General features: G+C 72.3%; 18 protein-coding genes and 1 pseudogene. 12 read left to right on the plus strand and 7 right to left on the minus strand.

The genetic code is table 11. From position 1 onward, the window contains the following. Positions 1–60: 60 nt before the first annotated feature. Both HNR13_RS15160 and HNR13_RS15165 read right to left on the minus strand, forming a co-directional pair. Positions 61–1,008 carry a hexose kinase gene (locus HNR13_RS15160; RefSeq protein WP_179607059.1) on the minus strand — a complete coding sequence of 316 codons (948 nt, stop codon included), beginning with the start codon at positions 1,006–1,008 and terminating at the stop codon, positions 61–63. Next, positions 1,005–1,790 carry a DeoR family transcriptional regulator gene (locus HNR13_RS15165; protein WP_179607063.1) on the minus strand — a complete coding sequence of 262 codons (786 nt, stop codon included), beginning with the start codon at positions 1,788–1,790 and terminating at the stop codon, positions 1,005–1,007. The genes HNR13_RS15160 and HNR13_RS15165 overlap by 4 nt, the downstream gene beginning before the upstream one ends. 130 nt (positions 1,791–1,920) lie before the next feature. Here HNR13_RS15165 and rlmC point away from each other — a divergent pair, with 130 nt between their 5' ends. Next, on the plus strand, positions 1,921–3,051 hold the full coding sequence (rlmC, locus tag HNR13_RS15170; protein ID WP_179607065.1) for a 23S rRNA (uracil(747)-C(5))-methyltransferase RlmC: 1,131 nt from the start codon (positions 1,921–1,923) through the stop codon (positions 3,049–3,051). Between the two features lie 54 nt (positions 3,052–3,105). Here rlmC and msrA read toward each other — a convergent pair whose 3' ends face one another. The 4 genes from msrA to HNR13_RS15190 form a co-directional block, all read right to left on the minus strand. Beyond that, on the minus strand, positions 3,106–3,618 hold the full coding sequence (msrA, locus tag HNR13_RS15175; RefSeq protein WP_179607067.1) for a peptide-methionine (S)-S-oxide reductase MsrA: 513 nt from the start codon (positions 3,616–3,618) through the stop codon (positions 3,106–3,108). Beyond that, the gene (msrB, locus tag HNR13_RS15180) at positions 3,618–4,091 is read right to left on the minus strand and encodes a peptide-methionine (R)-S-oxide reductase MsrB (protein WP_179607069.1); all 474 of its coding nucleotides are present in this window, start codon (positions 4,089–4,091) and stop codon (positions 3,618–3,620) included. The genes msrA and msrB overlap by 1 nt, the downstream gene beginning before the upstream one ends. Positions 4,092–4,183: 92 nt before the next feature. Continuing rightward, on the minus strand, positions 4,184–5,008 hold the full coding sequence (locus HNR13_RS15185; protein WP_179607071.1) for a type IV toxin-antitoxin system AbiEi family antitoxin domain-containing protein: 825 nt from the start codon (positions 5,006–5,008) through the stop codon (positions 4,184–4,186). A gap of 187 nt (positions 5,009–5,195) precedes the next feature. After that, complete coding sequence (locus tag HNR13_RS15190) at positions 5,196–6,404, minus strand: mechanosensitive ion channel domain-containing protein (RefSeq protein ID WP_179607073.1); 1,209 nt, start codon at positions 6,402–6,404, stop codon at positions 5,196–5,198. A 174-nt stretch (positions 6,405–6,578) separates the two neighbouring features. Here HNR13_RS15190 and HNR13_RS15195 point away from each other — a divergent pair, with 174 nt between their 5' ends. The 8 genes and pseudogenes from HNR13_RS15195 to HNR13_RS15230 form a co-directional block, all read left to right on the plus strand. Next, complete coding sequence (locus HNR13_RS15195) at positions 6,579–7,574, plus strand: SDR family oxidoreductase (protein WP_179607075.1); 996 nt, start codon at positions 6,579–6,581, stop codon at positions 7,572–7,574. Between the two features lie 108 nt (positions 7,575–7,682). Next, a complete protein-coding gene (locus HNR13_RS15200; RefSeq protein ID WP_179607088.1) occupies positions 7,683–8,831 on the plus strand; it encodes an ROK family transcriptional regulator in 1,149 nt (382 codons plus the stop codon). 67 nt (positions 8,832–8,898) lie between these two features. After that, a complete protein-coding gene (locus HNR13_RS15205; RefSeq protein WP_179607090.1) occupies positions 8,899–10,230 on the plus strand; it encodes an extracellular solute-binding protein in 1,332 nt (443 codons plus the stop codon). A 4-nt stretch (positions 10,231–10,234) separates the two neighbouring features. Then, the gene (locus HNR13_RS15210; RefSeq protein ID WP_179607092.1) at positions 10,235–11,218 is read left to right on the plus strand and encodes an ABC transporter permease subunit; all 984 of its coding nucleotides are present in this window, start codon (positions 10,235–10,237) and stop codon (positions 11,216–11,218) included. Next, positions 11,215–12,120, plus strand: a complete 906-nt coding sequence (locus tag HNR13_RS15215) for a carbohydrate ABC transporter permease (protein ID WP_179607094.1) — start codon at positions 11,215–11,217, stop codon at positions 12,118–12,120. Before HNR13_RS15210 ends, HNR13_RS15215 begins: the two co-directional genes overlap by 4 nt. 3 nt (positions 12,121–12,123) lie before the next feature. Further along, positions 12,124–13,383 (plus strand): family 4 glycosyl hydrolase, encoded by a 1,260-nt coding sequence (locus HNR13_RS15220; protein ID WP_179607096.1) that lies wholly within the window; start codon positions 12,124–12,126, stop codon positions 13,381–13,383. Positions 13,384–13,391: 8 nt separating this feature from the next. After that, the gene (locus HNR13_RS15225; RefSeq protein WP_246312782.1) at positions 13,392–14,411 is read left to right on the plus strand and encodes an N-acetylglucosamine kinase; all 1,020 of its coding nucleotides are present in this window, start codon (positions 13,392–13,394) and stop codon (positions 14,409–14,411) included. Positions 14,412–14,439: 28 nt separating this feature from the next. Next, positions 14,440–15,066, plus strand: a pseudogene (locus HNR13_RS15230) (protein-L-isoaspartate(D-aspartate) O-methyltransferase); the annotation flags it as partial. Positions 15,067–15,183: 117 nt separating this feature from the next. Here the strand turns inward: HNR13_RS15230 and HNR13_RS15235 are convergent. Continuing rightward, positions 15,184–15,927, minus strand: a complete 744-nt coding sequence (locus HNR13_RS15235; RefSeq protein ID WP_179607102.1) for a gamma-glutamyl-gamma-aminobutyrate hydrolase family protein — start codon at positions 15,925–15,927, stop codon at positions 15,184–15,186. A gap of 126 nt (positions 15,928–16,053) precedes the next feature. Here HNR13_RS15235 and HNR13_RS15240 point away from each other — a divergent pair, with 126 nt between their 5' ends. Genes HNR13_RS15240 through HNR13_RS15250 form a run of 3 tightly spaced genes read left to right on the plus strand, consistent with a single transcriptional unit; the run spans position 16,054 to position 18,298 of the window. After that, a complete protein-coding gene (locus HNR13_RS15240; RefSeq protein ID WP_179607104.1) occupies positions 16,054–16,701 on the plus strand; it encodes a TPM domain-containing protein in 648 nt (215 codons plus the stop codon). Beyond that, the gene (locus HNR13_RS15245) at positions 16,698–17,345 is read left to right on the plus strand and encodes an NADPH-dependent F420 reductase (RefSeq protein ID WP_179607105.1); all 648 of its coding nucleotides are present in this window, start codon (positions 16,698–16,700) and stop codon (positions 17,343–17,345) included. The genes HNR13_RS15240 and HNR13_RS15245 overlap by 4 nt, the downstream gene beginning before the upstream one ends. Continuing rightward, the gene (locus tag HNR13_RS15250) at positions 17,342–18,298 is read left to right on the plus strand and encodes an arginase family protein (protein ID WP_179607107.1); all 957 of its coding nucleotides are present in this window, start codon (positions 17,342–17,344) and stop codon (positions 18,296–18,298) included. Before HNR13_RS15245 ends, HNR13_RS15250 begins: the two co-directional genes overlap by 4 nt. The last annotated feature ends 2 nt before the right edge of the window (positions 18,299–18,300 follow it).

Here is an 18,300-nt window from a genome sequence, read left to right on the forward strand (position 1 = left end):
TGGGGTGAACTCGAGGGAGTTCGCGGGTTCGAGGGTTCGAGGTTGAGAGGGTTAGCGGGTTCAGGGATGGAGTGCGGCGACCGCGGGGTCGCCGCTGGGCAGATCGGCCGGCCGGGGCGCCTGCGTCCCGGGCAGCGCGGCGGCGGCGGAGCCGTAGCGGATCGCGTGGACGAGCCGCTCGTGCGGGCCGGCGCCGGCGACGTCGGCCAGCAGGTAGCCGGCGAGGGCGCTGTCGCCCGCGCCGACGGTGCTCCGCACCGGAATGCGCGGCGCGGCGGCCGTGAAGCCGCCGTCGGCGGTCACGAGGACGGAGCCGAGCGCGCCGAGCGTGACCAGCGCGGCGCCGGCCTGCTCGGGGACGAGCGTGCGGGCGACGGCGAGGACCGCCTCCGGCAGCCCGCCGTCCGGGAACGAGGCGCCGGTGAGCTCGGCGAGCTCGTCCTCGTTCGGCTTGATGAGGTCGGGATGGCCGTCGAAGACCGCGGCGCGCAGGGCCTCGCCGGAGGTGTCGACCGCGATCAGCGGTGCGGCGCCCGCCCAGCGCTCGCGCACGGCGCGGATGACGGTCACGTAGAAGTCGTCGCCCGCGCCCGGCGGCAGCGACCCGGCGAGCACCAGCCACCGCGCGCCGGCGCAGGCCTCGACCACGGCCTCCACCAGTGCCGCGGCGTCGTCGCGATCGAGCGCGGCGCCGGGGAGGTTGAGCTTGGTGGTGACCCCTGCCGGGTCGGTGATGGTCAGGTTGGCGCGGGCGTGGCCGCGGATCGGCACCGGACGGATGAGCACGCCCGCCGAGCGGAGCGCGACGCCGAACGGGTCGTCCGCGGCGAGCGGGAGGACCGCGAGGGCCGGGACGCCCGCGGCCGCGACGACGCGCGCCACGTTGATGCCCTTGCCGCCGGCGTCCTCGCGCGACGACGCCGCGGACTGCACCTCGCCGGGGCGCAGCGGCGCGCTCAGCGTGACGGCCCTGTCCAGGGACGGGTTGGCGGTGAGCGTGACGATCATGCCTGCACCACCTCCACCCCGGCGGAGGCGAGCGCGTCGGCGAGCTCGCCCTCCGGCGCACGGTCCGTCACGAGGACGTCCACGGCGTCGAGCGGCGCGAACGAGACGAGCGACTCCTGCTGGAACTTGGTCGCGTCCGCGACGACGACGACCCGTCGGGCGGCCCGGACGATCGCCTCCTTGACGGCGGCCTCCTCCGGGTCGGGGGTGCTGAGGCCGAAGCCGGCGGAGACGCCGTTGACCCCGACGAACACGATGTCGGGGCGGAGCGATTGGATCGAGCGGACCGTCGCCGCGCCGACCGCGGCGGCGGTGACCCCGCGGATGCGGCCGCCGACGACCGTCAGCGCCACCCGGTCGGCGGCCGCGAGGGCGGGCGCCAGCGTGAGCGAGTGGGTGACGACCTCGGCCTCTCCCCCGGTCGCGGTGAGCCGCGCGGGCAGGAGCTGGGCGACGGCGGCGGTCGTCGTGCCGGCGTCGAGGTAGAGGGAGCCGCGGAAGCCGTCGCCGAGGACGTCGAGCGCGCGGGCGGCGATGCGCTGCTTGGTGTCGGCCCGGAGCCCGGTGCGCTCGAAGACGGTGGCTTCCGCGGTGCTGACGCGCTCCAGGGCGACGGCGCCGCCGTGGACGCGGCGGAGGGCGCCTGCGGTCTCCAGCGCGTCGAGGTCGCGGCGGACGGTCTCGGTGGTGACCCCGAAACGCTCGGCCAGCTCGATGACGGCGACCCGGCCCTCTTCGAGCAGCAGCCGTTCGATCAGCTCCTGACGCTCCATTGCATACACGCCGCGCCTCCTTTGGTTTCCCACACATTACAACACGAATCAACATCGAGCAAGAGGGAATTCTGTGGTTGTTTCTGCGTTTCCGCGCGACGCGGTGGGAATCGGCGCGCCACGTACAATCGATCGCGGAATGGACTGCTCGTACTTCGACGCCGGCGTGTGCCGCTCGTGCACGCTGATGGGCGTCCCCTACGCCGAGCAGCTCGCCGGCAAGGACCGGCACGCCAGGGAGCTCCTGGCGCCCTACGGGGACGCGAGCTGGCTGCCGCCGGTCGCCAGCGCCGAGTCCGGTTACCGCAACAAGGCGAAGATGGTCGTCTCCGGCACCGTCGACGCGCCGACCATCGGCATCCTCGACGAGGCGGGCCGCGGCGTCGACCTGCGCGCGTGCGGGATCTGCGCGCCGGGCGTGCGGGCGGCGCTGCCCGTGCTCGCGGACTTCGTGACCCGCGCGCGCATCGAGCCGTACAGCGTGCCGGAGCGGCGCGGCGAGCTCAAGTACGTGCTCGTGACGCACTCCCCCGACGACGAGCTGCTGGTGCGGTTCGTGGTGCGCTCGGAGGAGGCCGTCGGGCGCATCCGGTCGCGGCTGCCCGAGCTGCTCGCTGCGCTGCCGAACGCGCGCGTGGTGACGGCGAACCTCCAGCCGGAGCACAAGGCGGTCGTCGAGGGCGACCGGGAGATCGTGCTGACGCCGGAGTCGTCGCTGGTGATGCGCGTGGGCGGCATCCCGCTGCGGCTGCGCCCGCAGAGCTTCTTCCAGACCAACACGGCGGTCGCCGAGGCGCTCTACGCTCAGGTCGCGTCCTGGGTGGACGAGGTCGGGCCGGCCAGCGTCTGGGACCTCTACTGCGGCGTCGGAGGCTTCGCCCTGAACGTCGCTGCGCCCGGCCGGCGCGTTGTCGGCGTGGAGACCAGCACCGAGGCGGTGCGGAGCGCACGGGCGACCGCGTCCGCCGCCGGCCTGCCGCTGGTGGCGTTCCGCGCCGGCGACGCCACGGCCTTCGCGCTCGCCGCGAAGTCCGCGCCGGAGCTGGTGATCGTCAACCCGCCGCGGCGCGGGATCGGCGCGGAGCTCTCCGGCTGGCTGGAGGGCTCCGGCGTGCCGAGCGTGGTGTACTCCAGTTGCAACCCGAAGAGCCTGGCGCATGACCTGGCCCGGATGCCGTCGTACCGGATCCGCACCGGGCGCGTGCTCGACATGTTCCCGCAGACCGGGCACCTGGAGGTCGCAGTGCTGCTCGACCGGGTAGGAGCGTGAACGGCACGAGGCCCGCGTCATCATGACGCGGGCCTCCTGCTCTGCGGGACGGGACTAGCTCGCTGCGGCCTCGCGGCGCGGCAGCTTCCAGTCCGGGCGGGCGTAGTGGCAGGTGTAGCCCCACGGGATCCGCTCCAGGTAGTCCTGGTGCTCGGGCTCGGCCTCCCAGAACGGCCCGGCCGGCTCCACCTCGGTGACGACCTTGCCCGGCCAGAGACCGGACGCGTCCACATCGGCGATGGTGTCCTCGGCGACCCGGCGCTGCTCGGCGTTCTCGTAGAAGATCGCCGACCGGTAGCTCGTGCCGACGTCGTTGCCCTGGCGGTTCTTCGTCGACGGGTCGTGGATCTGGAAGAAGAACTCGAGGAGGTCGCGGTAGCTGATCCTCTCGGGGTCGAACTCGATCTCGATCGCCTCGGCGTGGCTGCCGTGGTTGCGGTAGGTGGCGTTGGGCACGTCGCCGCCGGTGTAGCCGACGCGGGTGCTCACGACGCCCGGGCGCTTGCGGATGAGATCCTGCATGCCCCAGAAACAGCCTCCGGCCAGGATGGCCTTCTCCGTCGTCATCAGTGGTTCTCCTCGTTCTCGTGCTTGTCGTTCTCGAAAAGGTGGCGGTAGTCGCCGTAGCCCTGCTCATCCAGCTCGGCGAGCGGGACGAAGCGGAGCGCGGCGGAGTTGATGCAGTAGCGCAGGCCGCCGGCCTCGGCGGGCCCGTCGTCGAACAGGTGCCCGAGGTGGCTGTCGCCGTGGGCGGAGCGCACCTCGGTGCGGACCATCCCGTAGGTGCGGTCGGTCTTCTCCACGATGTTGGCAGGCTCGACGGGAACGGTGAAGCTCGGCCACCCGGACCGGCTGTCGTACTTGTTCACGGACGCGAAGAGCGGCTCCCCCGACACGATGTCGACGTAGAGCCCCGCCTCGTGATTGTTCCAGAACTCGTTGCGGAAGGCGGGCTCGGTGGCCGCCTCCTGGGTGACCGCGTACTGCGCGGGGGTGAGCCGCGCGACGGCGTCCTGGCTCTTGCGATAGTCCTGTGTCACGTTTCCTCCTGTGTGCGGCGAGCGCTGGCTGCGGCGCCGTCAGTAAGGAGAACAGCGGAGGCGGCCAGGTTGGTCCCTGGGTTCCTGTGAGTTCACTGAGGGCGCTGCCGTTCGACGATGCGGTCGATCGCGGTCTCGACCCTCTGCCAATCCTCGACGACCTGCCGTGCGCTCACCCGGAGTCGCCGGTGTCCGAGCTCGGCGAGAGCGGCGTCTCTCAGCCGGTCGCGCTCGAAAGCACGCGCGTCGCCGTGGAAGGCGTACCCGTCGATCTCCAGATACAGCTCGCCGTCGATCCGCATGTCCACCCGGCCGACGCCGCGCACGTGCACCTGCTGCTCGACCCGGCGCCCGTGCCGCTCGAGCCGCTGCCGCACCACCGACTCGACCCCGGAGTCCGAACCCGGTCGGGCGAGCGCCGCACGGTCCCGCGCAGCCTTCGGAGTCCCCTCCAGAATCCGTCGCAGACCGGAGGGACTGACGTGCCCCGCCGCCAGCGCCGTGTCGAACGCCGCCACTGCCGTCTCCTCGTCACCGCACCGCGCGACCGACCGCAGGCAGTCGGCGAGCGACACCCGCCAGAGCTCCGGATGCGCCTCCACCGGCCACCAGTGGCAGACGAGGCCCGGCGGCGCACGACGCGACTGCGGCGACAGCGTGACGTGCGTCCGTCGACCCGATCCGGCCCAGAGCCCGTAGCTGGCGCAGGCCGAGACGCACGACAGGCGAGCTCCCGCGCGGACGGCGTCGAGGCCTGCTCCGTCGAGGAGCGGCGAGATGTAGACGCCCCTGCGGACCCGATCCACCGCGCCACTGCGTACGGCGCGTTTCAGATCCTCGGCTGTCGCACCCGCCATCCGGAGCTGATGGGTGGTGGCCGCGCCACCGAGTTCCCTGAGCCGATTCATCCAGGTCATGGACCGATCGTGGACGTCGGAGCGCCGCTCCGCGGCTCTCCTGAGCGAATCTGTGGAGAGCTCCGCTGTCGAGGCGTTTGGTGTGGACAGGAGACACGATCTGAATCTCCTGCCGATGGGGCTTCGGAAGGACATTCGAGGTGTGTCGCGGGGAAATCTCCGGTTTGCGGGGCGAGGGGGGCGAGGGTCAGTCGGCGGGGTCGGCCTGGCGCTCGTCGGTGCGCACCGGGTCCGGCTGGATCGGGATGGCGTCGGTGAACTGGGAGGCCCGCTGCTCCTTCTCCGGGGTGCCGCCGAAGAGACGGCCCTCGCCCTCCTGGGCGGTGCGCGCCCGGGCGCTCGGCACCTGGGTCTCCGGGGTCTCCACGAGTTCGACGCGCTTGCGCGGCAGCGCGGTGTCCGAGTAGCGCTGCATCCAGTCGATCAGGAGCTCGCGGACGTGGCAGCGGAGGTCGAACAGGGTCGGCGCGTCCTTGCCGGTGACCAGCACGCGCACGCGCACCCAGCCCTGGGTCGCGTCGGTGACCTGGAGGACCCCGGTGCGGCCGTCCCAGAGGTCGGTCGCCGCCAGGATGCGGTTCAGCTCCGCGCGCATCCCCGACGGCGACACCCGCCAGTCGAGGTCGAACTCCACCGAGCCGAGCAGCTCGCTGTGCTGGCGCGTCCAGTTCTCGAACGGCTTCGTCGTGAAGTAGGTCGACGGCAGCACCAGCCGGCGGTCGTCCCAGATGTGCACGACCACGTAGGTGAGGGTGAGCTCCTCGATGGTCCCCCACTGCTGCTCGACCACGACCACGTCGTCGATCCGGATGGCGTCGCTGAAGGCGAGCTGGATGCCCGCGAACAGGTTCGCGAGGCTCGACTGCGCGGCCACACCGGCGATCACACCGATGATCCCCGCGGACGCGAGCAGGCTGGCGCCCGCCGCCTGCAGAACCGGGAAGGTGAGCAGGATCGCGGCCAGCCCGATCACGACGGCGGCGACGATCGTCAGCCGCCGCAGGACGAGCACCTGCGTGCGCACGCGCCTGGCGTACCGGTTGTCCGGCACGTCGACCCGGTAGCGGCTGAGCCCGAGGTCCTCGGCGAAGACCACCAGCGCCGCGAGGAACCAGGTCCCGGCGGCGATCGTGAGGATGAGGAAGCCGTGGTTGATCCGCGCGGCCCAGTCCGGCGGCACCTCCGCCGGCAGCGTCAGCGCGACCGCGATCCAGAGCACGACGATCGCGAGGAGCAGCCGGAACGGGACCCTCGCCCGCTTCACCAGGACAGCGGGCCATTGGCGACGGCGGCCCACCCCGCGGAGGATGAGGCCGACGATCGCGGTCACCACCACGGCGACGACGACGGCGATCAGGCACGCGATCACGAGCGACGGCCAGCTGCGCAGAACCACGACGGGGCGGCTCCTCTCCCTTGTCTGCCGGGTGGACGACCTGCACTGTACGCGGAGCGTGACCGGACCTTAACCTCCTGGCCCTCGGCGCGTTAGTCTGGGCAGTCTGGGGGCGCGGCCGGAGTGGACCACGAACCCGTGCGTCAGGGCCGGCGATGAAGCGAGGAGCAGGGGATGGCAGCGACACGGACACTCTTCATCGGCGGCACCGGGGTCATCAGCTCCGCGTGCGTCGCCCGGGCCCTCGCCCAGGGCCACGAGGTCACGGTCGTGAATCGCGGGAGCAGCGAGCTGCGCCCGCTCCCCGACGGCGTGGAGGTACTGCACGCCGACATCCGCGACGCCGAGGGCGTCCACCGCGTGCTCGGCGAGCGCAGCTTCGACGTGGCGGCCGAGTTCCTCGCGTTCACGCCGGAGCACATCCGCACCGACTTCGAGCTGTTCGAGGGCCGGGTCGGGCAGTACGTGTTCATCTCCTCGGCGTCCGCCTACCAGACCCCGCCGTCGCGCCTGCCGGTGACCGAGTCGACGCCGCTGCGCAACCCGTTCTGGCAGTACTCGCGCGACAAGATCGCCTGCGAGGACCTCCTGGTGGAGGCGTACCGCGAGCGCGGCTTCCCGATCACGATCGTGCGCCCCTCGCACACCTACGACCGCACCATGATCCCGACCAGCGGCCACTGGACCGACCTGGAGCGGATGCGCCGCGGGGCGCCGGTGGTGGTGCACGGCGACGGAACCAGCCGGTGGACGATCACCCACAACACCGACTTCGCTGTCGCCTTCGTCGGGCTGCTCGGCCGCCCGGAGGCCGTGGGCGACTCCTTCCACATCACCTCCGACGAGGCGCCTACCTGGGATCAGATCTACTGCTACCTGGCCGAGGCGCTCGGTGTGGAGGCGGAGCTCGTGCACGTGGCGAGCGAGACGATCGCGGCCGCGATCCCCGACCTCGGCCCCGGCCTGCTCGGCGACAAGGCGCACTCGATGCACTTCGACAACGCCAAGGTGAAGGCCCTGGTGCCGGAGTACCGGGCCAGCGTGACCTTCGCACACGGCGCGGGCGAGATCGTGGACTGGTACCTGGCCGACGCGTCGCGCCAGCGGCTCGATCCCGACCTCGACGCCGCGTTCGACCGGCTCGTCGACCACGCGCGCTCGGTGGTCTGAGCGGGCGGGTCACCTCACGGTTCGATCACGTTTCCCGCGGTCTCTTTACTATAAAGAAAGTTTCCTGATACATTCGGGCCATCAGATCGTTCCGACGAGGGGATGACAATGGCCGACCGACCCGTCCGGGGAACCCCGGGGTGGCTCCGCGAGACCAACGACCGCACGGCGCTCGCGTTGCTGCTCGAGCACGGCGTCCTGACGCGCACCCGCATCGGCGAGCTCTCCGGGCTCTCCAAGCCGACGGCGGCGCAGATGGTGTCGCGGCTGGAGACGGCCGGCCTCATCCACGTCGTCGGCGAGGTCTCCGCCGGCCGCGGCCCCAACGCCGCGGGCTACGCGGTCCGCACCGACCGGATGCTGGGCGTCGCGGTCGACATCGACGCGACCTCCCTGCGCTCCACCATCGTGGACGCGGCGGGCGCCGAACACCCCATCGCCGTCACCCCGCTCGCCGCGCGGACGCCGGAGGCGGACCTGCGCCTCGCGATCGACGCGGCCTGCTCGGCCGCCTCCGTCGACCCGGAGCGGGTGCGCGCGGTCTGCGTCGGCGTTCAGGGCGCCCTCGACCCGCGCACGGACGAGCTCACCTACATCGAGACGCTGCCCGGCTGGCCCAAGCGGGGCATCCGCCACCGGCTGGAGGACGCCCTCGGCATCGCGGTCCACATCGACAACGACGTGAACCTCGCCGCCATCGCCGAGCGCACCGACGGCGCCGGGCGCGACACCGCCGGCTTCGCGCTGCTCTGGATGGGCGACGGCCTCGGCCTCGCCGTCGACCAGGCCGGCGCCGTGCACCGCGGGGCCTCCGGCGGCGCAGGCGAGATCGGCTACCTCCCCATCCCCCGCGCGGCCGCGGAGCTCGACCCCGCCGCCGCCGACCTCCAGGACCTCATCGGCGGCCCGGCCGTCGCAGAGCTGGCCGCCGCGCACGGGCTCAGCGGCGACCTCCTTGGCGACGAGGCTGCGCGGGAGGCGCTCGTGGCCGAGCTCGCCGCGCGCGTGGCCGTCGGCGTGGTCCCCGTTCTCGCGCTGCTCGACCCGGAGCTGGTCGTCCTCGGCGGCCCCACCGGCGCCGCCTGCGGACCGCGGCTGGCCGAGCTCGTCGCCGCCGAGCTGCGCGACGCCTGGGGCGAGCGCGCCGTCGTCGCCACCGGGGTCCCCACCCATCCCGTCCTCCGCGGCGCCCGCGAGCACCTCCTCGGCGAGGTGCGCGAGGCGCTCTTCGACGAAGTGTCGCGCATCGCCGTCTGAGGCGACGCGCGCACCTCCGCACCACCCGTCCACTGAAATCACGAGAAGGATCAGCGAGGAACCACCCGTGAAACATCGTCACCTCATCGCAGCCGTCGCCGTCGCGGCGGCCGCGGCCCTCACCCTGGCCGGCTGCTCCGGCGGGTCCAGCGGATCGTCGTTCCAGGACAGCACGCCGTCCGACCTCTCCGGCACCGTGTCGTTCTGGCACTTCTTCTCCGACCGGGAGGCCAAGGTCATCCAGTCGGTCGTCGACGACTTCGAGAAGAAGTACCCGAAGATCAAGGTCGACGTGCATGCCGGCCAGGACGACGAGAAGCTGCAGAAGGCCATCGCCACCGGCAGCAAGGTCGACGTCGGGCTGTCCTACTCGACCGACATCGTCGGCAACTTCTGCACCAACGGCGCGTTCCGCTCGCTCAACAAGGTGATCGCGCGCGACCACGTCGACATGAGCCAGTTCAGCGACACCGTGAAGTCGTACACCGAGTTCAAGGGCAACCGCTGCGCGATGCCGATGCTCGCCGACACGTACGGCCTCTACTACAACAAGAAGCTGCTGCAAGCCGCCGGCTTCACCGCGCCGCCGAAGACGCTGAGCGAGCTGGAGTCGATGGCCGACAAGCTGACGACGCTCAACCCGGACGGCTCCATCAAGACGCTCGGCTTCAACCCGACCATGGGCTGGTACGAGAACTCGGCCGCCCACTACGGCCCGGCCGCCGGCGCCGAGTGGCTGAAGGCCGACGGCACCAGCGCGATCTCCTCCTCCCCCGGCTGGAAGGAGCTGATCCAGTGGCAGAAGGCCTACGTCGACAAGATCGGCTGGGACAAGCTCAACGCCTTCACGTCCGGACTCGGCCAGGAGTTCTCGGCCGACAACGCGTTCCAGACCGGCCAGGTGGCGATGAACATGGACGGCGAGTACCGCACCGCGTTCATCGACGACCAGGCGAAGGGCCTCGACTACGGCACCGCGCCGTTCCCGACGGCCGACGATCACACCGACCTCTACGGCGGCGGGTACATCACCGGCAACATCATCGGCATCTCCAAGGGCTCGAAGCAGCCGGAGCTGGCCTGGACGCTGCTGAAGTATCTCACCACCGACACCGGCGCGGTCGTGAAGCTCGCCAACGGCCTGAAGAACGTGCCCACCACGAAGGACGCGCTGGCCTCGCCGAACCTGGAGGTCTCTCCGCAGTACAAGACGTTCCTCGACATCGCCTCGAACAAGCACGTCATGACCACGCCGGCCAGCCCGCTCGGCGCCGGCTACCAGAACAGCTTCCAGGACTGGTGGAACAAGTACCAGAGCCAGGGCGGCGACATCGACGCCGGGCTGAAGTCGGTCGACAAGCAGATCAACGACGCCCTCGCCCTGTCCAAGGGTCCGTGAGCTCGTGACGACCACGGCTCGCAGCGCGGGGCGGGCGACCGCCCGCCCCGCGCGGTCCTCCCGGGGCCGCCTGCGCCGCAACCTGGTGACGCTGGCGCTGCTCGCCCCCGCCCTGCTCGGGCTCGCGATCTTCTTCGTCTACCCGCTGATCGCCTCGGTCTACTACTCGTTCACGCGCTTCGACCTCATCTCGCCGCCGGAGTGGATCGGCCTGCGCAACTACGAGTACCTGTTCACGCAGGACCCGAACGTCTGGCTCGCCACGCTCAACACCCTGTGGTTCGTGGTGATCTGGGTGCCGGTGAAGACCGGGTTCGCCCTGATCGTCGCCGGCCTCCTGGCCCGCGCCCGCCGGGCCTCCGGGATCTGGCGGACGATCTTCTACCTGCCGGCCCTCGTGCCGCCGGTGGCGAGCGTCGTCGCGTTCGTGTTCCTCTTCAACCCGGGAACCGGGCCGGTGAACCAGGTGCTCGCCTGGTTCGGGATCAAGGGACCGCTCTGGTTCAACGACCCCGCCTGGTCGAAGCCGTCGCTGGTGCTGCTCGGCGTCTGGGTGATGGGCGACATCATGATCATCCTGCTCGCGGCGCTGCTCGACGTGCCGCGCGAGCAGTACGAGGCGGCCTCGCTCGACGGCGCGGGCGGCCTCCAGAAGGTCCGCTACGTCACCCTGCCGAGCATCTCGCCTGTGCTGCTGTTCGCGGTGGTCACCGGCGTGATCGCGGCCATCCAGTACTTCACGGAGGCCGCGGTCGCCTCCTCGGTCGCCAGCGGCAAAGCCGTGGTCGGCGAGGGGATCGGCAACACGCTCGGCTACCCGGACGGCTCGCTGCTCACCTACACGCAGTGGCTCTACGTCCGCGGCTTCGGCACCTACCAGCTCGGCTACGCCTCGGCGCTCGCCGTGCTGCTGTTCGTCGTCGCGGCGATCATCCTCGTCCTGCTGCTGCGCCGCTTCAAGGCGTTCACTCCGGAAGGCGCACAATGACGTCCGCAACCCTCACCCCGGAGACGGCGACGTCTCCCGCCGCCCCGCAGCGGAAGATCCGCAGCCCACGCTCGCTGCGCACCCGCAAGGCGCTCGGCTGGATCGCCGAGCACGCCGTCTTGATCGTGCTCGCGGTGCTGTTCGTCTCCCCCGTCGTGTTCGTGCTGCTGACCTCGCTGATGTCGAGCTCGCAGACGCTGACAGCGTCGCTCTGGCCGCAGCCGTTCGTCTGGAGCAACTACGTCACCGTGTTCACGACCGTGCCGCTGGCGCAGTGGTTCGCGAACTCCGCGATGTACGCGATCCTGGCCACGGCCTTCATGCTCGTCTCGTCGGTGCCCGCCGCCTACGCGCTGGCGAAGATCCGCTTCCGCGGCTCCGGCGTGCTGTTCACCGCGATCATCGTGGCGATGCTGCTGCCTCCGCAGGTGACGGCCATCCCGATCTACGTGATGTGGTCGCAGCTCGGCCTGACCGGGTCGCTCTGGCCGCTGATCCTGCCGAACCTGCTCGGCGACGCGTTCTCGATCTTCCTGCTGCGCCAGTTCTTCCTGACCATCCCGCCGGAGTACTCCGACGCGGCCAGGATCGACGGCAACGGCGAGTTCGGCGTGCTCTGGCGGGTCGTCCTGCCGATGGCGAAGCCCGGCATCGCGGCGACCGCGATCTTCATGTTCTTCAACTCCTGGAACGACTACTACGGCCCGCTGCTCTACACGTCGGAGAACCCGGCGGCGTGGCCGGTCGCCTACGGACTGGCGTCGTTCCGCGGCGTGCACGGCACGGACTGGGGACTGACCATGGCGATGACCATGCTCGTCACCGTGCCCGTCGTCATCATCTTCTTCTTCGCCCAACGCGTCTTCGTGGAGGGCATCACACTCACCGGCGTGAAGGGATAACTCGTGAAACTGGCCGTCGTGGGCGGAGGCTCCACCTACACCCCCGAACTCGTGGACGGGTTCGCCCGGCTGCGCGACCTGCTGCCGATCGAGGAGCTGTGGCTCGTCGACACCGACCCGGAGCGGCTCCGGCTGGTCGGCGGCGTGAGCGAGCGGATGTTCCGCGCCGCGGGGCATCCGGGGCGGATCGTGGCGACCTCCGACCTGGTCGCCGGCGTCGCGGACGCCGACGCCGTGCTCATCCAGCTGCGCGTGGGCGGCCAGGCCGCCCGGCACGGCGACGAGACGTTCCCGCACGCGTGCGGCTGCATCGGCCAGGAGACGACGGGCCCGGGCGGCTTCGCCAAGGCCCTGCGGACCGTCCCCGTCGTCCTCTCGGTCGCGGAGGCCGTGCGGAAGCACGCCAAGCCGGACGCCTGGATCGTCGACTTCACCAACCCGGTCGGCATCGTCACTCGTGCGCTGCTCCAGGAGGGCCACCGCGCGGTCGGGCTCTGCAACGTCGCGATCGGCTTCCAGCGCCGCTTCGCCGGCCTGCTCGGAGTCGCACCGTCCGACGTCGCCCTCGGGCACGTCGGGCTCAACCACCTCACCTGGGAGCGGTCGGTCACCGTGGGCGGCAGGGACGTCCTCCCCGACCTGTTGGGCACGCACCTGCCGCAGCTGGCCGAGGAGATCGAGCTGCCGGCGTCGCTGATCCGCCTGCTGCGCACGGTCCCCAGCTACTACCTGCGCTACTACTACGCCCACGACGAGGTGCTGCGCGAGCAGCTCGACGCCCCGACCAGGGCGGAGGCCGTGCAGCGGGTCGAGCGCGAGCTCCTGGAGCTGTACGCGGACCCGTCCGTCGACACCAAGCCGGAGCAGCTGGCGCAGCGCGGCGGCGCGTTCTACTCGGAGGCGGCGGTCGACCTGCTCGCGTCGCTGACCGGCGACCGCGGCGACGTGCAGGTGGTCAACCTGCGCAACGACGGCACGCTGCCCTTCCTGCCCGACGACCACGTGATCGAGGTCCCGGCCGTCGTCGGCGCGTCCGGCGTGCGGGCGGTGGAGGTCCCGGCCCTCCCCGACGACCTGGCCGGGCTGATCGGCCATGTCGCCGGCTACGAGCGGCTCGCCCTCGACGCCGCGGTGCACGGCGGCCGCGACCGGGTGCTGCGGGCGATGCTCGCCCACCCGCTGGTCGGGCAGTACGACCGCGCGGAGAAGCTGACCGACCTGCTCCTGGCGGAGAACCGTGCGCACCTGGCGTGGGCGCGATGAGCGGCGCTTTGACGGCGGCAGGTGATCCGGCGTCCGGTGATCCGGCGCCCCCGATCGTGATCGCGGTCGACGGCGGCGGCTCGAAGACCGACGCGGTCGCGCTCGAGCTCGACGGCACGGTCGCGGCCACCGCGCGCGGCGCGACCTCCAGCCCGCACCTGATCGGGATGACGGCGACCGCCGCCCTCGTCGACGAGCTGATCGAGCGCCTGCTGGCCGAGACCGGCCCGCGCCCGATCGCGGCCGCCAACATCTACCTGTCCGGGCTGGACCTCCCCGCCGAGGAGGCCGAGTTCCGCGCGGGCATCGCAGGCTACGCGTGGGCGGACGCGGTGGTCGACAACGACCTGTTCGCGCTGCTGCGCGCCGGCACCAGCGAGCCCGACGCGGTCGCCGTCGTCTGCGGCACCGGCATCAACTGCGTCGGCGTGCGCGCCGACGGCGCCGTGGTGCGCTACCCGTCGCTGGGGATGACCTCCGGCGACTGGGGCGGCGGCTGGCACCTCGGCGAGCAGGCGCTCTGGCACGCGGCGCGCGCCGTCGACGGCCGCGGCTCCGCCACCGCCCTGGCGGAGGCCATCCCGCCGATCTACGGGCTGGCGGACATCCCGGCCGTGATCGAGGCGCTGCACTTCCAGCGCATCCCGAGCAGCGACCTCTCCCGGATCGCGCCGGCTGTGCTCGCGGCCTCGCGCGCGGGCGACGTGGTGGCGCAGGACCTGGTCGACCGGCAGGCGGAGGAGATCGTGGTGTTCGCCGTGACCACGCTCCGGCGGCTCGGGTTGCTGGACCGCGAGGTGCCCGTCGTGCTCGGCGGCGGCGTGATCGGCGCGCGCGACGAGCGGCTGCTCTCTGGGATCGAGCGCCGGCTCTCCGCCCGCGCTCCGCTCGCCCGCATCCGGCTGGTCACGGCGGCGCCGATCCTCGGGGCCGCGCTGCTCGCGCTGGAGGCGGCCGGAGCCTCCCAGGAGGCCCTGGACACCGCGACATCGAGCCTTCAGGACCGGCGGGCCGCGGTGGTTCAATAGCGGTACGAACAGGGAATTCACCGCCGAACGCGAACGGATGGTCGAGGAGCAGCTCGCCCTCCGCGGGATCGAGGACCAGCGCGTGCTCGATGCGATGCGGCGTGTGCCGCGGCACGAGTTCGTCCCGGAGGGCGCGGAGCGGTACGCCTACGAGGACCATCCGATGCCGATCGGCGACGGCCAGACGATCTCCCAGCCGTACATCGTCGCGCTCATGCTGGAGGCGGCGAGGATCGGGCCGGAGGACGTGGTGCTCGACGTCGGCACCGGCTCGGGCTACGCGGCGGCCGTCGCCGCCGAGCTCGGCCACCGCGTCGTCAGCATCGAACGCCATCCCGACCTCGCCGTGACGGCGGCGGCCACGCTGGAGGCCCTCGGCTACCGCGTGAACGTCGTCACCGGCGATGGGACGCTCGGCTGGCCGGCCGGCGCGCCCTACGACGCGATCGTCGCGGCCGCCACGGGGCCGGCGGTGCCGCGGGCGTGGCCGCAGCAGCTGGCGCCGGGCGGCCGGATCGTGATGCCGGTGGGGCATCCGGGCGGCGCGCAGCACCTGGCCGTCTTCGAGCGCGGACCGGACGGCGCCCTGCACGAGCGCAACCTCGGCGCGGTGGCGTTCGTGCCGCTCGTCGGCGACGACGGCTGGACCTCCTGACGCGACCCGCGAATCCTCCGTGGAGGGGGCCCGAAACATTCGTGACGAATGTCGCGTATCGCGGCGCCATTCGGGACATTCGTGGCGAATGTGCTGGACGCCCTGACGCAGCGTCGCTCAGGCGGCGAGGGAGGCGGCGCGGGCCGGCACGCGCAGCGCGCCCAGCAGCGCGGCGAGCTGCCCGGCGGGCGCTGCGGGATCCTCCGGGTGCCACTGCACACCGAGGATCGGCGCGGTCTCGTGCTCGATCGCCTCGACGTGGCCGTCCGGCGCCCGGCCGGTGACGCGCAGGCCGGCGCCGAGGACGTCGACGGCCTGGTGGTGCGCGCTGCGGACGGCGACCACCGGGCCGCCGAGCAGCTCCTCCACCCGGCTGTCGGGCTCCAGGAGGACGGGATGGGTGGTCAGCACCTCGGGGATCGGCACGCCGCGGCGCACGTGGTCCGACTCGCCGAGGTCCTGGACGAGGGTGCCGCCGAGCGCGACGTTGACGATCTGCAGGCCGCGGCAGATGCCGAGCAGCGGGACGCCGCGCTCGATCGCGCGGTGCACGAGCGCGAGCTGGGCGGCGTCGGCGGTCTCGCGGTGCAGGCTCTCGTGCGGGTAGCCTCCGGCGCCGCCGTAGAAGCGCGGCGCGATGTCCTCGCCGCCGACGATCACGACCGCGTCCGCGCGCTCGGTCGCCGCGAGCAGGGAGTCGGTTCCGGCGTCGGCCGCCAGCCGGGAGACCGTCCAGCCGTCGGCCTCCGCCGCTCGGACGACTCCCCCGACGAGCACCTGAACGTAGGCGTGGTACTCCGGGTCGTGCCCGCGGAAGCGCGTCGCCTCGACGACGGCGAGGGTGCGGGCGGCCGGAGACATGACAGCCATTCTGCGGCGGGCGGCCGCCGAGCGCACCCGCGGGCGTAACAGGTCGAAACAGTGACAGGCCGGGAGCGCCGCTCATAGACTCGGCTCGATGACAGGAAAGCTCGGGAGAGTGGGTGAATGCCGGTGCATCCTTCGCTGATCGGGCGTCGCGCGCTCATCGCCCTGCTGCTCGCGCTCGGCGTCGCCGCCGCTCCCCTGGCGCTGCCGGCGTCCGCGGCCCGCGCCGCCCGGGCGCAGGACCCGGTCGACTTCGGCTCCGGCCACGTCGTCGACCAGGCGAGCGTGCTCTCCGACGCCGACGTGGACACCATCGAGGCGGCCTCCTCCGCCCTCTACAAGGACCACGGGATCCGGCTCTACGTCGCCTACGTCGACCACTTCACGAACCCGGCCGACGCGGAGGACTGGGCCAATGAGACCGCCGCGCGCAACGACTTCGGCCCGACCGACTACCTCCTCGCCGTCGCGACGGACGGTCAGGGCTACTACCTCTCCGGCGACAGCAGCGGCCCGGTCAGCGATCGCGAGCTGACCTCGATCGAGCAGACGCGGATCGAGCCCAAGCTGAGCACCCAGGACTGGACGCCGGCCGCCGTCGCCGCCGCGCAGGGCCTCGGCGCCGCGGTCGGCGCCAGCGGCGGCGCGGTGATCTTCTGGGTCGTCCTCGCCGTCGTCCTGGTCATCGGCGCCCTCGTGCTCCTGCTGGTCCTCCGGCGACGGCGCGGCGCGAAGCAGAACGCGGACGAGAGGAAGACCGCACCATGACCACACTCGGGCTCGTCGGGGCCGGCCGCATCGGCAGCCAGCTGGCCCGCCTCGGGATCGCCCACGGCTACGACGTCGTGGTGAGCAACTCCCGGGCGCCGGAGTCGCTGGCCGCGCTGATCGGCGAGCTCGGCCCGCACGCCAGGGCCGCCACGGTGGCTGAGGCCGCCCGCGCCGGCGACATCGTCGTCGTCGCCATCCCGCTGCGCTCCATCGCCGCCCTGCCGCCGGACGCCTTCGCCGGCAAGGTCGTGATCGACACCGGCAACTACTACCCGGCCCGCGACGGCGTCATCCCGGAGCTGGAGGACGGCCGCGAGACGGTGTCCGGCCTGCTGCAGCGCATCCTGCCCCAGGCGAGCGTGGTGAAGGCCTTCAACCACATTCCCGCGGCGAACCTCACCGCCGACGCCGCGCCGCCCGGCACCCCCGGCCGGCGCGCCCTCGCGATCGCGGGCGACGACCCCGACGCCAAGGCGCTCGTCTCCGAGCTGCTCGACGAGTTCGGCTTCGACGTCGTCGACCTCGGGCCGCTCGCCGAGGGCTGGCGGTTCGAGCGCGACATGCCCGCCTACGGCCAGCACCTCACCGCCTCCGGCCTGCGCAGCGCGGCCGCGGCGGCGACACGGAAGGAGAGAGGATGAGTCCGGCATCGTTCCTCGTCGTACCGCAATGGCAGGGCTCCGGCTCGTCCAGGGCGATGCGCCTGATCGACGGGGCCGACGCGATCCGCGGCGACCTCCCGGCGAACGCCACGCACAGCGTGGCGGTCCCGGCCGCGGCGGGCGAGGCCCTCGGCACCGGCGTGCTCCGGTACTCGTCGCTCAGCCTGGTGCGCGAACTGGCCGCGGCGGAGCTCGCGGTCCTGGAGGCGCCGGTCGTGACGATCGGCGGCGACTGCGGCTCCGACCTCGCCGGCGTGCAGCACGCGGTCGCGTCGCACCCGCCCGGCTCGGTCACCGTCGTCTGGTTCGACGCGCACGGCGACATCAACAGCGTCTCGACGTCGCCGTCCGGCGCGTTCCACGGGATGGTCGTCCGCGCCCTCCTCGGCGACGGGCCGGACGGCCTCGCCGCGACCGGCGCGGCGCGCCTGCATCACGAGCAGCTGGTGCTGGCGGGCACCCGCGCGCTGGACGACGGCGAGTCCGCGTTCGTGGAGCACATGGGGATCCGCGTGGTCGCCCCCGGCGAGTTCGAGGACCCGCAGGCGCTGGTGCGCGCCGTGGAGGCGACCGGTGCGACGGCCGTCTACCTGCACGTCGACCTGGACGTGCTCGACCCCTCCGCGATCGAGGGGATCGGGTACCCGGAGCCGTTCGGCGTGACGCCGGAGCAGCTCACCGACGCCATCCGGGCGCTGCGGGCGCGGTTCGAGCTCGCCGGGGCCGCCGTGACCGAGTTCGCGCCGGAGTCCCCGGACGCGGCGGGCCGCGACCTGGGCGTCATCCTGCGCGTGCTGGGCAGCTTGACGGCGCCGCTGAAGGGCGCGGCGCGGGCCGAGGCGGCGGAGAGCGCGGTCGGCGGCGGCTCCTCCACAGATCACGGGCCGCGCCACCTTTCCACGGATACCGCGCCGCCGGATGACGTCCGCTGATC

The sequence above is a fragment of the Leifsonia shinshuensis genome (assembly GCF_013410375.1).
In the GTDB taxonomy this organism is placed as follows: Bacteria; Actinomycetota; Actinomycetes; order Actinomycetales; family Microbacteriaceae; genus Leifsonia; species Leifsonia shinshuensis.

Coding starts and splice junctions, on each gene's coding strand:
- HNR13_RS15160 (WP_179607059.1), bottom strand. CDS start 1,008: ATGATCGTCACGCTCACCGCCAACCCGTCCCTGGACAGGGCCGTCACG.
- rlmC (WP_179607065.1), top strand. CDS start 1,921: ATGGACTGCTCGTACTTCGACGCCGGCGTGTGCCGCTCGTGCACGCTG.
- msrA (WP_179607067.1), bottom strand. CDS start 3,618: ATGACGACGGAGAAGGCCATCCTGGCCGGAGGCTGTTTCTGGGGCATG.
- HNR13_RS15185 (WP_179607071.1), bottom strand. CDS start 5,008: ATGACCTGGATGAATCGGCTCAGGGAACTCGGTGGCGCGGCCACCACC.
- HNR13_RS15195 (WP_179607075.1), top strand. CDS start 6,579: ATGGCAGCGACACGGACACTCTTCATCGGCGGCACCGGGGTCATCAGC.
- HNR13_RS15200 (WP_179607088.1), top strand. CDS start 7,683: ATGGCCGACCGACCCGTCCGGGGAACCCCGGGGTGGCTCCGCGAGACC.
- HNR13_RS15215 (WP_179607094.1), top strand. CDS start 11,215: ATGACGTCCGCAACCCTCACCCCGGAGACGGCGACGTCTCCCGCCGCC.
- HNR13_RS15235 (WP_179607102.1), bottom strand. CDS start 15,927: ATGTCTCCGGCCGCCCGCACCCTCGCCGTCGTCGAGGCGACGCGCTTC.
- HNR13_RS15240 (WP_179607104.1), top strand. CDS start 16,054: ATGCCGGTGCATCCTTCGCTGATCGGGCGTCGCGCGCTCATCGCCCTG.
- HNR13_RS15245 (WP_179607105.1), top strand. CDS start 16,698: ATGACCACACTCGGGCTCGTCGGGGCCGGCCGCATCGGCAGCCAGCTG.
- HNR13_RS15250 (WP_179607107.1), top strand. CDS start 17,342: ATGAGTCCGGCATCGTTCCTCGTCGTACCGCAATGGCAGGGCTCCGGC.